This is a genomic window from Spirulina major PCC 6313 (assembly GCF_001890765.1).
GTDB lineage: Bacteria > Cyanobacteriota > Cyanobacteriia > Cyanobacteriales > Spirulinaceae > Spirulina > Spirulina major.
This window is the reverse complement of sequence record NZ_KV878783.1, coordinates 2,570,885-2,584,777: the sequence shown is the minus strand read 5'-3', so window position 1 is coordinate 2,584,777 and position 13,893 is coordinate 2,570,885. Positions and strand designations below refer to the sequence as shown.

Annotated in this window: 10 protein-coding genes; 3 read left to right on the top strand and 7 right to left on the bottom strand. The window is 52.3% G+C overall.

Annotated elements, in window-relative coordinates; genetic code table 11:
• Positions 1-6: 6 nt before the first annotated feature.
• Positions 7-489: a GNAT family N-acetyltransferase gene (locus tag SPI6313_RS11360; protein WP_072623104.1), complete on the bottom strand. Its 483-nt coding sequence runs from the start codon at positions 487-489 to the stop codon at positions 7-9.
• A gap of 247 nt (positions 490-736) precedes the next feature.
• Here SPI6313_RS11360 and SPI6313_RS11355 point away from each other — a divergent pair, with 247 nt between their 5' ends.
• Entirely contained in the window at positions 737-1,306 is a 570-nt protein-coding gene (locus SPI6313_RS11355) for a COP23 domain-containing protein (RefSeq protein WP_072621099.1), read from the top strand.
• Positions 1,307-1,564: 258 nt separating this feature from the next.
• On the opposite strand, the gene SPI6313_RS11350 is transcribed toward SPI6313_RS11355, so the two are convergent.
• From SPI6313_RS11350 to SPI6313_RS11330, 5 genes are all read right to left on the bottom strand, one after another.
• Complete coding sequence (locus SPI6313_RS11350; RefSeq protein ID WP_072621098.1) at positions 1,565-1,897, bottom strand: DUF5615 family PIN-like protein; 333 nt, start codon at positions 1,895-1,897, stop codon at positions 1,565-1,567.
• A complete protein-coding gene (locus tag SPI6313_RS11345; RefSeq protein ID WP_072621097.1) occupies positions 1,894-2,118 on the bottom strand; it encodes a DUF433 domain-containing protein in 225 nt (74 codons plus the stop codon). The genes SPI6313_RS11350 and SPI6313_RS11345 overlap by 4 nt, the downstream gene beginning before the upstream one ends.
• A gap of 109 nt (positions 2,119-2,227) precedes the next feature.
• Complete coding sequence (locus SPI6313_RS11340) at positions 2,228-2,398, bottom strand: ribbon-helix-helix domain-containing protein (RefSeq protein WP_072621096.1); 171 nt, start codon at positions 2,396-2,398, stop codon at positions 2,228-2,230.
• A gap of 204 nt (positions 2,399-2,602) precedes the next feature.
• On the bottom strand, positions 2,603-4,285 hold the full coding sequence (locus SPI6313_RS24770) for a tetratricopeptide repeat-containing S1 family peptidase (RefSeq protein ID WP_072621095.1): 1,683 nt from the start codon (positions 4,283-4,285) through the stop codon (positions 2,603-2,605).
• 120 nt (positions 4,286-4,405) lie between these two features.
• On the bottom strand, positions 4,406-5,788 hold the full coding sequence (locus tag SPI6313_RS11330) for an aldehyde dehydrogenase (protein ID WP_072621094.1): 1,383 nt from the start codon (positions 5,786-5,788) through the stop codon (positions 4,406-4,408).
• Between the two features lie 1,065 nt (positions 5,789-6,853).
• Here SPI6313_RS11330 and SPI6313_RS11325 point away from each other — a divergent pair.
• Positions 6,854-10,141 (top strand): EAL domain-containing protein, encoded by a 3,288-nt coding sequence (locus SPI6313_RS11325; protein WP_072621093.1) that lies wholly within the window; start codon positions 6,854-6,856, stop codon positions 10,139-10,141.
• Between the two features lie 424 nt (positions 10,142-10,565).
• Positions 10,566-12,554 carry an ATP-binding protein gene (locus SPI6313_RS11320; RefSeq protein ID WP_072621092.1) on the top strand — a complete coding sequence of 663 codons (1,989 nt, stop codon included), beginning with the start codon at positions 10,566-10,568 and terminating at the stop codon, positions 12,552-12,554.
• Between the two features lie 28 nt (positions 12,555-12,582).
• Here the strand turns inward: SPI6313_RS11320 and SPI6313_RS11315 are convergent, their stop codons facing one another.
• Positions 12,583-13,845, bottom strand: coding sequence for an eCIS core domain-containing protein (locus tag SPI6313_RS11315; protein ID WP_084669197.1), 1,263 nt, complete (start codon positions 13,843-13,845; stop codon positions 12,583-12,585).
• Positions 13,846-13,893: the final 48 nt, after the last annotated feature.

The following is a 13,893-nucleotide window of genomic DNA, read 5'->3' as shown; positions in this document are numbered from 1 at the left end:
AACGCTCTAATCAGCCTGGGCGAGGGTCTGCAAGGCTTCCCCCGTGACCCGACAGATCCGCCAATCGGGTAACACCGTTGCACCCATGCGTTCGTAGAAGGCGATCGCAGGCTGATTCCAATCCAACACCGACCACTCCACCCGACCGTAGCCCCGTTCTACCGCGACTTGCCCCAAATGTTTCAGCAACGCTTTCCCCACACCCCGCCCCCGATAGTCCGGCAAGACAAATAGATCCTCTAAATACAACCCCGGTCGCGTTAAAAACGTGGAATAGTTCCGAAAAAACAGAGCAAACCCCGCCACAATCCCCTCCCATTCCGCCAAGACCACCTCTGCACAGGGATGGGGCCCAAACAGATGGGTCTCTAAATCCGCCGCCGTCCCCGTGACGGCGTGGCTCAGTTTTTCATAGTCGGCCAAGGCTCGGATCAGTTGAAAAATGGTCGGCACATCGGCAGGCGTAGCAGAGCGCAGGTAAAGGGTCATAATCCCAAATGTTGGCGAAATAACAGCGGTCAACGTTCCATTATCGGGCATGGCAGCAATGGAACGAAAACAGACAGGGAGAATCCTACGATCCTGTTGCCTTTGCTGCGAACATCACCCAAAGTGCAACAAAGCCACAACCCAACCGCTCATCAGCAACCTCACACCCTCAACATAGCCAACCTATCCTATGGAATAAAATAGGTTGAGATTGTAGTTCTAACCCATCAATATTTTTCTAAAAATCATGGCGACTCACGAACATAATGCGGCTTGGATTGGGATTGGTGGCTTGGTGTTGGGGGTGATTACGTTGGGTTGGACGGTGTATTCGGGGCGAGTGCCGTTACAGGTTACGCCTCAGAGTCAGTTCATTTGCGCGTTGCGGCCTGATCCTGATCCGGCGATGGCTCGGCAGGTTTGGACGGTGTTGTATCAGAAGAATCCTGACAAGCAGCCGAAGGAGTGGCTGTACATGGTGCATGAGATGGGGGATGGTTGGAATACGGATGTTCGTTGTATTGAGATTGCGGATCGGATGAATCTTTACAAGGAGGCGGGGTTAATTTCGTTTGAGTATCGTCCGGATGAGAAAACGCCGAATCAGTGGGTGATTTGTGCGCGAACTAAGGCGACACAAAATTGTCCGCCTGTGGTGACGCTTGTGCCGGGGGATGAGACGGAGGCGTTGGTGGCGTTGCAGCGGGTGGCGGGGGCGTTGATGCCGGGGAATCCGGCCAGTTATCAGACTTCGGCAGAGATTACGGTGGAGCAACCAGCACAGATTCCGTTGGCGGGTCTATTGGCGGAGGATTAGTTAGGGGGTGTCGTTGAGGATTTGCCACAGTTGAGCGAGTCGGCTCTGGGCAAGGTGCTCACGATAGTAGTTGAGTGAATCGCTGTAGGGTTTGCTGTGAAGGGCTTGGTGGGTTTGGATGTTGCACTATTCGCGGTGGGCCATAAAGTCAAATTCAAGGGTGATTATGGTTTGGTCGTCCATGGGTTTAGGGTGTTGCCGTAGGCTTGGAGGATATTTTGCAAGGTTTGGCGATCAATGCGGGGTATTGGGTGGGGGCTACGAGAGTATTAGAATACTTTCTGCTTGGCGGTTTAAAAATTCTTGAATAATCTCGAACTGATCTCGTAAAAGCGTAATGATTATTCGAGTTGGGCTGTTGCCAATCCGAAGATAGATGAATTTGGGTGGATGGCCATACACTAAACTACGCTGATGAAAGTCAGCATCTTTGGAAACAATTGTAAAACCATTAGTTTTGGCATAGTCCCAGATGGTTGAATCTTCTGTATTTGTGAGTCCTAAGGTTTTCACATGGGCAGACTCAGGGTAAAGATCGCTGATTTGGGCAATAATGCGATCAGATAAGTTTTCATCGAGTAGAAGTTTCATGATGCACGGACAAAGAGTTTTTTCTCACGTTCTGCGGCGAAGGTGAAGCAGGCTTTAATGTCTTCGGGGGTTAATTCGGAGAAGTCTGCGAGGATTTCGGCTTCGGTCATGCCGCCTGCGAAGTATTCGAGGATGTCGTAAACGGTGATGCGCATGCCTCGAATGCAGGGTTTACCGCTGCGTTTGTCGGGTTCGATGGTGATGATGTTTTGGTAGTCCATGGGGTTAGGGGGATGGGTTGAGTTTGTGGAGGATGGTTAGGAGGATGGGCTAATGGGGGTTAGGGTTGCTATCAATGATTAGGGTTATTGATGGTGGGCATTGCCCACCCTACTTTTCTAGTTGGGTAAGGATTTCGGTGAGCCGGTCTGGATATTCGGATTGGAGTTTTTCGAGGAGTTTAAGGGCGGTGGTGATGGCTTCTTGGGGGTGGGTGAAGTTGCCGCTGGCGAGTTGGGTGGTGATGAATTGTGTTTGTTGTTCGTTGAGGGTGATTTGCATGGGTGTTGAGAGGGTGTGGGTTGATTGTACGGTTAGACAAGGTTAGGGGGATGGGTTGAGTTTTTGGAGGATGGTTAGCAAGATTGGCTAAGGGGGGTTAAAGTTTTTGTCAATAAATGAGGGTTATTGGTGGTGGGCAATACCCACTCTACTTTTTTTCTCACTAATATTGAGATCGGATATAAATATATTGAAGAATGAAGGTTAGTTAGTGCGCAAATCATCTTTTCTTGATGAAAGTATGTAGAATTCAACTTCAAATTCTTGTAAAAGACGATTAGTTACTTCCAGATCGCTACGAAAATTCACAACATCAGAATCTGACATCAGGGTTAGCATATTTTCTGATTGATTATTCAGAACTTCGAGGTTCTCTAATAGTAGCAAAAACGATTTTTCTGTGCTAGCATAAAGGGACTCTATTTCGCGGATTTCACTATCACTGTAGTTTCTATCTTGGCGGCTCTCTAAATCACTAACAAGTAGATGCACTTTCATTAACGTATCTTCTAAGTCTATTAGACGATACTGTAAAACTGTCGAGATTTTGGGATTTATCTGTAGAGCTTTTTGGTATGCATATATGACTTCATTGTTGTTTTGCTCAAGTTTACTTAATGTAAAGCCTTTTGACAGCCAAGATTCAGAGTGATTAGGATTAATTGCAATAGCATTCTCATAAGCTTTTAAAGCTTCTTCATAATCACCTAAGCTCTCAAAATTTAAGCCTTTCTCATACCAAGCATTATGGTTATCAGGGTTGATATTGATAGTACTTTCTTGAGAATTAATTGCTTCACTATAATCTCCCAATCTCCTTAAGATTCTACCACGTTCATACCAAGAATTAGCATATTTAGAATCAATGGTAATAGCAGTATTGTATGCATTCAAAGCTTCTTGATATTCTCTGAGTTTAAGAAGAGCTGCTCCGCGACTATCCCATATTGCTGGATTGGTATTACTGATTTTCAGGGCTTCTGTATAAGCAGTATTGGCTTCATCATATTTTTTTAGTTGAAATAAAGCCAATCCAGAACTATACCAAGCTTCTAAATAATTAGGTTCTGTTTCTATCGCCTTTGCAAAGAATTCTAAGGCTTCCAGATATCCTCCATCATTAAATCGTTCTATCCCTTGTTCATAAAACGCCTTTGCCGTCCCCTCCGCCACCACCGGCAACTGCGCCAACATCGCCGCCAACTCCCCCTGCAACTTCGCAATCGGAACCGCCAACCGGAACCCCGCCTCCTCCCGACCATGCACCGCCACCACCTCACCCCACACATTCACCAACGGCCCCCCGCTCATCCCCGCCGCCGTCTGACTCCCATAGGTAATGTCATAGCCCTCCGCATTGCCCCCATCCACCGCCGAAATTTCCCCCGTCGCCACCTGCTGCTGATATAACGCCCGCTCCCCCCCCTCCGGGAAACCAAACACATAAACCTCATCAAGAGTCTGGATCGTCCCCGAATCCCCCAACGTCAACGCCGGATAAGGACACCCCTCCCCCGGCGCATCAAACGTAATAATCGCCAAATCCATCCCATTCCCCGAAGACTGCACCGCCCGCGCTGGAAAACCCCCCGGATTCACCGTATCCACATCATGCGTCCACACCGAAATCAACTCACTCGGCTTCACCACATGGCCCGCCGTCGCCACCGTACACAGCCCCGCCTCCCCCGCAATAATAAACCCCGTCCCCTGCCCCCGTTGATCCCCATAGGTAATCCGCACCACACTCGGCTTAATTTGCGCCACCAAAACATCCCGCTCCAGGGGTTTTCGTCTTTCCGGTATCCAGTCCGGCAACGTCGCGCACCCCACCAACCCCAACACCATCAACCCACCCAAACCCGTTCGCGCTGATTGCCACACCATAACCACTCAACCCATGAACTCATACCACCAATATTATCGAAGAACAGTTATGGCATGATTGGGCCGCGATCGCCATCACAACAAGGCTGATCCTCTGGTGGTGGGGTTAGCATCGGGCCATCAGGATTTCATTAGCCGTTGGAACCAGGCCAATTTTCCGGCGTAGGGGGGATAGCGGAGGGCAGGATCAAGCCAAGTGCCTCGGTTGAGGACGCTTTTGTGATGGGAAAAGGTGTCAAAGGAATATTTGCCGTGATAGGCTCCGATGCCGCTGTCGCCCACGCCGCCGAAGGGTAATTCTGGCGAGCCGATGTGCATGATCGTGTCGTTGAGACAAACGCCGCCGGAGGAGGTGTGGGTTAAAACCTGGTCTTGGGTGGCGCGATCGCTGCTGAATAGATAAAGGGCGAGGGGTTTCGGGTGGGCGTTGATCTGAGCGATCGCATCGTCCAAACTGTCGTAGGTCAAGATCGGCAAAATCGGGCCGAAAATTTCATCCGCCATGATCGGATCATCCCAGGTCACCCCGTCTAAAATCGTCGGGGCAATATAGCGGGTGTCGCGATCGGATTCGCCTCCGTGGACCACCTGAGCCGGGTTGATCAAGTCCACCAACCGCTGCCAGTGGCGATCGCTAATCATTCGGCAATAGTCCGGACTCTGGGCCGGATCTTCACCGTAGGCGGTGACGATCGCCCGTTTCAGTGCAGCGATTAATTCCGCCTTGATCGCCGTCGGCACCAGCAGATAATCCGGCGCAACACAAATTTGACCGCCATTGATGAATTTCCCCCAGGCAATCCGCCGCGCCGCCACCGCCAAGGGCGTATCCGCCGTGACAATGCAGGGGCTTTTGCCGCCGAGTTCTAGGGTGACGGGGGTGAGGTGTTGCGCCGCTGCCGTCATGATGATCTGACCGATTTTCGTGCCGCCGGTGAAGAAAATATGGTCGAATTTGTGTTGGAGTAAATCTTGGGTGATGTCTTTATCCCCTTCGACGGCGGTGATGTAGTGGGGGGGGAAGGTGGCGGCGATCAGGTCTGCGATCAGGCGGGAGGTGTGGGGGGCCAGTTCGGAGGGTTTGAGGATAGCGGTGTTCCCGGCGGCGATCGCACCGATCAGAGGCGCGATCGCCAACTGAAACGGATAATTCCACGGGCCAATAATCAACACCGTCCCCAAAGGTTCCGGGCGAATCTCCCCCCGCGCCGGAAACAAGACCAAGCCTGTCTTGACCCGCTGCGATCGCATCCAACGCTTCAAATGCTTCAGCGTGTAGCGAATCTCTTCGATGCCATAGGTCACTTCGGTCACCGTCGCCTCAAAGGCCGGTTTATGCAAATCCTGATGCAACGCCGCGCAAATCTCCGCCTCCCGGCTCTGAATTGCGTCCAGGAGGGCGGTTAATTGCCGCGCCCGGAATTCATAGGGGAGGGTGGCTCCGGTTTGAAAAAACTGGTGTTGGGCCTCGATCAGGGGTAGCGTGGCTTGGGTCGTTAGCATAGTGGGGATTCGTCAGAACTCAGAACGGTATGTGGCCCGCAGCCAAGCGGCTCCACGGGGATTGTTTTGCCGGCCATTTTAAACAATTTCCCCTGGGTTTCTCGCCGCCCATTCTCCACCAGAGCACCGCATCAGCGATTTTTCCTGATTTCAGCCCCGTTTGTTGACCGCCGCGCCGGGATTGGCCGTTACGCTTGTTCATCAAACCTGAGTCATCACTGTCGCTCAGATTCCTGTGGTGTGTCGAAAAAAGCACCATTCAGGGGGCAGGAACAGCGCAGCTTTGCTGTTTGTTTCTGAGTACAGGACAAAAGTTGAAATGTACGGCGGCATCTTGATTTTGATGGGGTGGGAGCATCCTGCTCCCTATTTTGTCTGATCCCAGCGGGCAAGATGCCCGCACTACAACAGACTATGGATTTTTAGGGAGCGTGTTGAGTTTTGCTATTGTTCCACCCAACTACGAAATCATCAGGGTTTCAGCCAAAGCCTGATTTTTTGTCCTGTACTCAGGTTTGTTTAGATTTTCTTAGTTTTTAAGCTCTCTTTTTTATGAGATTAAATCCCCATTCCATCAGATTAATGATTGTTATCTTGGGTCTGACACCCGGTTTCGACAGGGAATCGTAGAGATTCCAGGACAGAATTCGCCTCGGACTCCGAGGAATTTTGTGGCGGATTTTGCGGGTCAGAAATTAATACACAGTCCATGACCTTACAAAACTAAATATTATGCAAAATAACTATACAATACAGCTTCTGTGACTTAATATTTCCCCTAGAATGTATTGAAAGCGTTATTCAAAAAACGTCCCCAGCATGATTCATTCTTGTCCACCCGTTACAAAATCAACTGATATAGTCGTTGCTGCGCTGCGAGGTTGGACTGTACTCATTGGTGTGACAGTATTTGTAGGATTATTAATCCCCAACCTGAATCTGATTGACGAATACCTTGTCGTGTTTACCATGATCCCCGGTAGTTTTTTTCTGATTTTGGGTCTCTTATTCTGGGTAAGATCACGCAGTCACACTGTCCCAGAATTGGCCGCAGTATCGGAGCGAATGGTCTGGCCAGACCTGTTGACTCTGTTTAATCAGTCTCAGGATCTGTGGGCTAGTGTCACCAAAAGAGGCGATTTTGATTATTTAAATGAGGCTTGGGCGCGTCAGTTTGGCCATCCCTTGAGCACCTTAGGACAACGATCGCTCCTCACCCTGAGCGACCCCGAAACGCAGCCGATCATTCTCAAAACTCTCCAAGGGTTGCAACGGGGTGACGCGATCGCCCCCTTTAAAACCCGCCATACCCACGCCGAAGGTCATCACTTTTGGCTCCAGTGGCATCCGGTGCGCACCGCTACCCCAAAGCAACTGTGGTTGCGGGTGGAGGATGTCACGCCGCCCCCCCCGACGATGGAAACGTTGCTGTTAAAGGCGTTGCCGGATTTAATTCTGCGCTGTCAGGAGAACGGCACGATTGTGGCCGCCTATCCGGCTCAGGATCAGATCACCCGATCGCTCGATTCATGGGTGGGACAGTTGATTCAGCAGGTTTTACCGGCGGCGGAGGTGAGCCTACTCCTCACCCTGGCTCTGAGCACGCAAACGGTGCAACACCTCACCTATCAAGCTCCCCAGGCGGGACAACTGCGCGATTATGAAGCCCGCTTTAGTGCGGTGAATGAACGGGAAGTGGTGGTGGTGGTGCGAGATGTGACGGCCTATACGGCTTCGTTGCGCGATCGCGACCAAACCTATTACCAACTCCATGCCCGGTTGCGGCAACAGGCGATCGTGGCCAAGCTGGGGCAAGGGGCGATCGCAGCGGAGGATCTTGACCACCTCATGGATCAAGCGGTTCACCTCGCCACCCAAACCCTAGGGGTGAAATTTGGCTATATCTTAGAACAGGTGGAGAGTCAGCAGGCCTTTTTACTTCGGGCGGGGCGGGGCTGGCAGCGCGAAGCTGGTCAAACTGTGATGAGCGGCGGACGGCACTCCTACGCTGGCTACACCCTAGCGGTGGATCAGCCGGTGATCATCACAGCCATGCAGACGGAAACGCGCTTTGACATCACGCCCCTGTTGCAAGAGCATCAGATTCAGGCGGGGGTGAATGTGGTGATTGCGGGGCCCAAGGCCCAACAGGCGTTTGGGGTGTTTGGGGTGCATACGGATCAACCCCGTTCGTTTACGGAGCACGATACACATTTTTTGCAGGCGATCGCCCATGTCCTATCAACCGCGATCGCCCGTCAACAGGCCGACGAACGCCTCCGGTTAATGGATCGCGCCATCTCTGCCAGCCATAACGGGGTGATCCTCACCAACGCCACCCAACCCGGCAACCCAGTCATCTACGTCAACCCCGCCTTTGAGCGGATGACCGGCTACCAGACGACGGAAATCCTGGGGCGGAACTGTGCCATCCTCCAAGGCCCCGACACCCAACCCGAAGCCGTGCAAACCATCCGCACTGCCATCTCCCACCGGCAAGATTGCCATGTGACGCTGCGGAACTATCGCAAGGATGGAACCCCGTTTTGGAATCAACTCTTTATTTCACCGGTCTTTAACGACCAAGGCGAGGCAACCCACTTCGTCGGAATTCAAAATGATGTCACCCAACGCTACCAAGCCGAACTCGCACTCCAGGCCAGCGAAGCACAATATCGCCGCATTGTGGAAACCGCCGCCGAGGGGATTTGGATTCTCGATGAATTGAATATCACGAGTTTTGTGAATACCCAGATGGCCGAGATGTTGGGCTATACCCCGGCAGAAATGCTCGGTCGGTCGTTTTTTGACTTCATGGATGCCGACAGTCGCACCGCTGCCCAACAACAGTTCACCGCCCAACACCAGAGCACCGCAGAAAGCCACGATTTTCGGTTTAAGCGGCGGGATGGTACGGATTTTTGGGCGTTAATTTCCAGCAGTCCCCTGGTGAATGAGGTGGGGGATTATCTGGGGGCGTTAGGGATGGTGACGGATATTACCGATCGCAAACAGGCGGAAACCCAACTGGCCCACTTTGCGTTTTACGACACCTTGACGGATCTGCCGAATCGCACCTATTTTTGCGATCGCCTCCAGGACTCGATCAACACCTACCCGGCAAGCCCGACTCAACCCTTTGCGATCCTGTTTCTGGATCTCGACGGCTTCAAGATGGTGAATGATAGTCTCGGCCATACCGTGGGGGATCATCTTCTGGTGGCGATCGCCCACCGTCTCCAAACCTGCCTGGAACCGTCCCATCTCCTGGCGAGACTTGGGGGCGATGAATTTACGATTTTGATCCCCCAAGTGCGCAATGAAGCCGACGTGGTGGCGATCGCCCAACGCATCCATGACCTCTTTCTGCAACCCTTCACCATCGACCACCACACCATCTTCTCCAACGTCAGCATCGGCATCGCCCTCAGCCATCCCCACTATCACCACCCCGAAGAACTACTCCGCGATGCCGACACCGCCATGTATCAAGCCAAGGCCAACGGCAAAGGCCACTACGCCCTGTTTAACCATGCCATGCACAACGCCGCCGTAGAACGGCTCCAACTTGAAACCGATCTGCGCCTCGCCATCGAACACAATCAATTTGCCCTTGTCTATCAACCCATCGTCTGCCTCAAGAGCGGCAAACTGATCGGCTTTGAAGCCCTCCTCCGGTGGCATCACCCCGAACGCGGCCTGATCTCCCCCGATCAATTCATTCCCGTCGCCGAGGAAACCCGCCTGATTCTGGACATAGGTGCGTGGGTCATGGCCAAAGCCTGTCACCAACTGCGCCGCTGGCAAGACCACTGGGGCAGTGACCTTGATATCACCATCAACATCAACCTCTCCGCCAAACAATTCACCCAACCCAATCTCCTCCAACAAATCGACACCCTCCTCGAACAGACCCAAATCAACCCCCGCCTGCTCAAGCTCGAAATTACCGAAGGGGCGATTATGGCAGATCCCAACACAGCCCAAACCACCTTCCAAGCCCTCAAAGCACGGGGCATTCAACTCAGCATTGATGATTTTGGCACGGGCTATTCGTCCCTCAGTTATCTGCACCATTTTCCCCTCGACACCCTTAAAATTGACCGTTCCTTCATCCAACCCATCCGCCACCCCGGCGGCTCATCGGAAATTGTCAAAACGATCATGACCTTGGCCCATAACTTAGGTATGACCGTTGTGGCGGAAGGGGTGGAAAGCGTAGCACAGTTGGACTATTTAAAAACCCTGAACTGTGAGTATGGTCAAGGCTATTTTTGGTCTCGTCCCCTCCCGGCTGCTCTGGCGGGTGCGATGTTACAGCAGGCCTGTCTTTCTGCCGCTGCTGCTTCGTGAAGACAACCATTCACCCATCGCCTATCGTTCAATAGCCCTTGAAAATCGGGGGATTAGGGGGGGACGAAGGGGGCGATCGCTCTGCTTAGTATGTCTTAAAAATAAATGATTTTTAAGGATGATACAGTGTGCAACAAGGGTCAGTGTGGTGATTGTTGTTGCTTCCGTATTGTATCTCCCGGCTGATTGACTGACAAAAGATCATGTTTGAATCCCGAAACCCCTTACCAGGAAAGGGGTTTAGCGTTAGAGAATTGGATGCCCCTGATCTTGAGCCATCTCGGTGTTGAGTACAGATCGGCAAAAGCCTTACCAGTCCTTGGTTATGCTTGCTTGCCAGGGTGATCGCTGAAACACCCAGGGGGTAAGGATTTCCAAAGTTTTGTCAGTCAATCAGATCTCCCGGTTGTGCCGCTAGATACCGATGCCCCATCCCTCCGAGCCGTCCAAATCCTTCACCTCAATTGAGGCGTTGATGCAGGCGATCGCGCTCCTGCGCACCTTGATCAATCACTACCTCGCCCAGCGTCAACACCTCGAAACCCCCTCACCCGAAGCCTTTGATCCCCAGACCTTAGATCAAGCTATGGCAGCCGCGCCCACCCTCCAAACCCTCGGCGCAGTTTTTGGATTATCGCGGTTTGAAGGGGTGATCTTGCTCTGTTGTGCCGCCCAGGCCCTCTATCCGGATATTGGGGAACAGTTGGCGATCGCGCACCAAAACCCCGAAACCCCCTATCTCACCTTTCAACTCGCCTGCCAATGCTTCCCCGACCCCCATTGGGATGCCATCTTAGACCATCGTCCCCTGCGCCGTTGGCAACTGCTCCACAATGCCGATACCCCTGAAATCCCCAGAGCACGGCTCCAAATTGACGAAGCGATCCTGCATTACCTCATGGATCAGCCCTATCATGATCCCGTGCTTTCTAGCGTCTGCACTCCCCTCGCTAACCCAGCCACCGACCCGCTCCAACCGTCCCATCGCCACATCCTCAATCAAATCGTCGCAGTTTTGGGAAACGGTGAAAATAGTTCGCCCCTGATTCAACTTTGCGGCACATACACCAAAATCCAAACCGCGATCGCTGCCCATGTCGGCCAGCACCTCGGTCTCTCCCTCTACCGCCTGCCCAGTGATGCAATTCCCAGCGATCGCGCCGATCTCCAGCGTCTGATCCTGCGGTGGCAGCGGTGGTACGCCCTCAACCCCAGTTTATTGATCGTAGATGCCCAATCCGTCCCAGTCACGGCAGAGCGGGCCCGCCCCCCCCTGATCGATGCATTTTTAGAAACGGTGAATGTGCCCGTTCTCGTCAGCACGGAAACCCGCCTCAGCTTGTCCCATCCCGCCGTGATTACCTTTGAAGTGGAGGGCTTGCTGTATGCCGAGCAGTTGCAACTATGGCAGCAGGCGTGGCCCCCAGAGGATGACGCATCGCGCCCCATTCTCGCCCAACTCGCCTCACAATTTCGCCTCTCTGCGGCCATGATTCGCACCGCCTGCGCCACCATTCAAAGCGAATCCCCCGCGAGCACCCCCGAAACGCGCGATCGCCTCTGGAACTTCTGCCGCCGCCAAGCCCGCCCCCAACTCGAAGCCCTCGCCCAACGCATTAATGTCCAATCCACCTGGGATGATCTCGTCTTGCCCGAACGGGAAACCGCCATTCTCCACCAAATCACCACCCATGTTCGCCAACAAGCCAAGGTCTATCAACAGTGGGGCTTTTCCGGTAAAACTCAGCGCGGTCTCGGTTTAAGCGTGCTCTTTGCCGGAGCCAGCGGCACGGGAAAAACCACCGCCGCCGAAATTCTCGCCAATGAATTGCACTTGGATCTATTCCGCATTGATCTCAGTGCGGTGATGAGTAAATTTATTGGCGAAACGGAAAAGAATTTGCGACGCATTTTCGACGCGGCGGAAGTGGGCGGTGCGATTCTTCTCTTTGACGAAGCGGATGCCCTGTTTGGCAAACGAACTCAGGTGAAAGATAGCCACGATCGCCACGCCAATATCGAAGTGAGCTATCTCCTGCAACGGATGGAAACCTACCAAGGCCTCGCCATCCTCACCACCAACTTAAAAGACAACCTTGACCAAGCCTTTCTCCGGCGGCTCCGTTTCGTGCTCAATTTCCCCTATCCCAAAACGCCCGAACGGCAACGCATTTGGCAGCGGGCATTTCCGCCCCAAACACCTTTAGCCGCGTTGGATTATGGCGTGTTGGCAGAACTGGACATTACCGGCGGCGTGATTAAAGCGATCGCCCTCAATGCCGCCTTTTTAGCCGCCGATGCCAACGAACCCGTGACGATGCAACATCTCCTCAGCGCCACCCAAACCGAGTTTCTCAAAGAAGGGCGATCGCTCTCCACCATTGACCGCCGCGACTGGGAAGATACAAAGTGACCAAATGCTCATCCTGACCTCCATCAGCCTACCAACTCTTAATCTCTGAAGGTTGAATATGATGAGTTGTCCGGAGTCCATTGGGAATTTCAGGATCTCGTTCAATCAGTGTTCCTTCTGGCAATGAGAAACTAATGATCTTCCAAGGTTCGGGTTCTAAATAGTTACTGCCGTATATTTGTGGGATTTTCTTGTCTTTGCCAAAATAATTAAATCCCCTCACATTGTATTGTGTTGAACCATCCGGTTTTTCCGCATTGCCAAAGTTTGGATCTATCCCAAATTTTTTGATTGGCTCTAGGGCAGATATCCTGACAGCAGTAAAGAATACAACCGTTGGATCGATGATTTTATACTGCTTCATGGACTTAATATCATATTGTATTTCCAAGGTAGAGTCTTTGTGCCATAAAAACCCTGAACGTCCCTTTTTGGTTTGACCGGCCCAAACATTCCTATCTATCGTTTCTTGTTCACCTGTTTCAGCTTCTACACCCTCAGGCATTTGTGATTCACTGATGCCAACCACTGATGTTGACCCCGTATACACCTCTGACCATTTCAGTCTCTGCACTGATTCATTAGAGGCATCGGTATGGTGAATTGATTTCGTTTGAACAGCGCCTCCATTTTGCTGCACCACATGGGTTAATTCATGGGCGATCAATTCCTGACCGCCTTTGCTGCCGGGGTTGTATTCCCCTTTGCGGAAAAACACATCACTGCCGGTGGTGAAGGCTTTGGCTTGGACGGCTTGATTGAGTTGGTCAGATTGGGAATCGGTATGCACTTTCACACCGCTAAAATCGGCTCCCATTGCCTCCCCCATCTTGGCTTGCAGGTTGGTATTGAGAGATTGACCGCCACCTTTCGCTTTTTTAATGCTTGATTCTAAGTCTGAGGAAACGTCACCGCCATCGGCTGCGGTTTGGCGTTGGAGGAGGGGTTTAGTTTGGAGGTCTTCTTCTTCGTCGAGGGTTTCTCGCTGGATGGATTCTGTACTGGGATCAGCGAGGGGAGAATGGATGCGTTGCACGACGTTTTTGGCGACGCGATCGGCTTCCTGTTCGTATTTGTCGTTGGCAGCCCCGACGGTTAATTTTGTTTGGATGGATGGGGTTTGGCTGAGTCGCGCTAGGGGGTCAACGGTGGGCCCTTCTGGATTCCATGGGGGGAGGGATTTCGCCGCGCTCTTTTTTTGCACGGTGGGGCGAGCGACAGAAGGGGCTGTAAATTGGGGAGCCTTTTTTTGAGCGGCAGCGCGAGAGGGGGCGTGATATTGGCGACTCATGAGCATTTCTCAGAGAGTATCTGAGTCTCTTTATAAACGAAAGCGTGA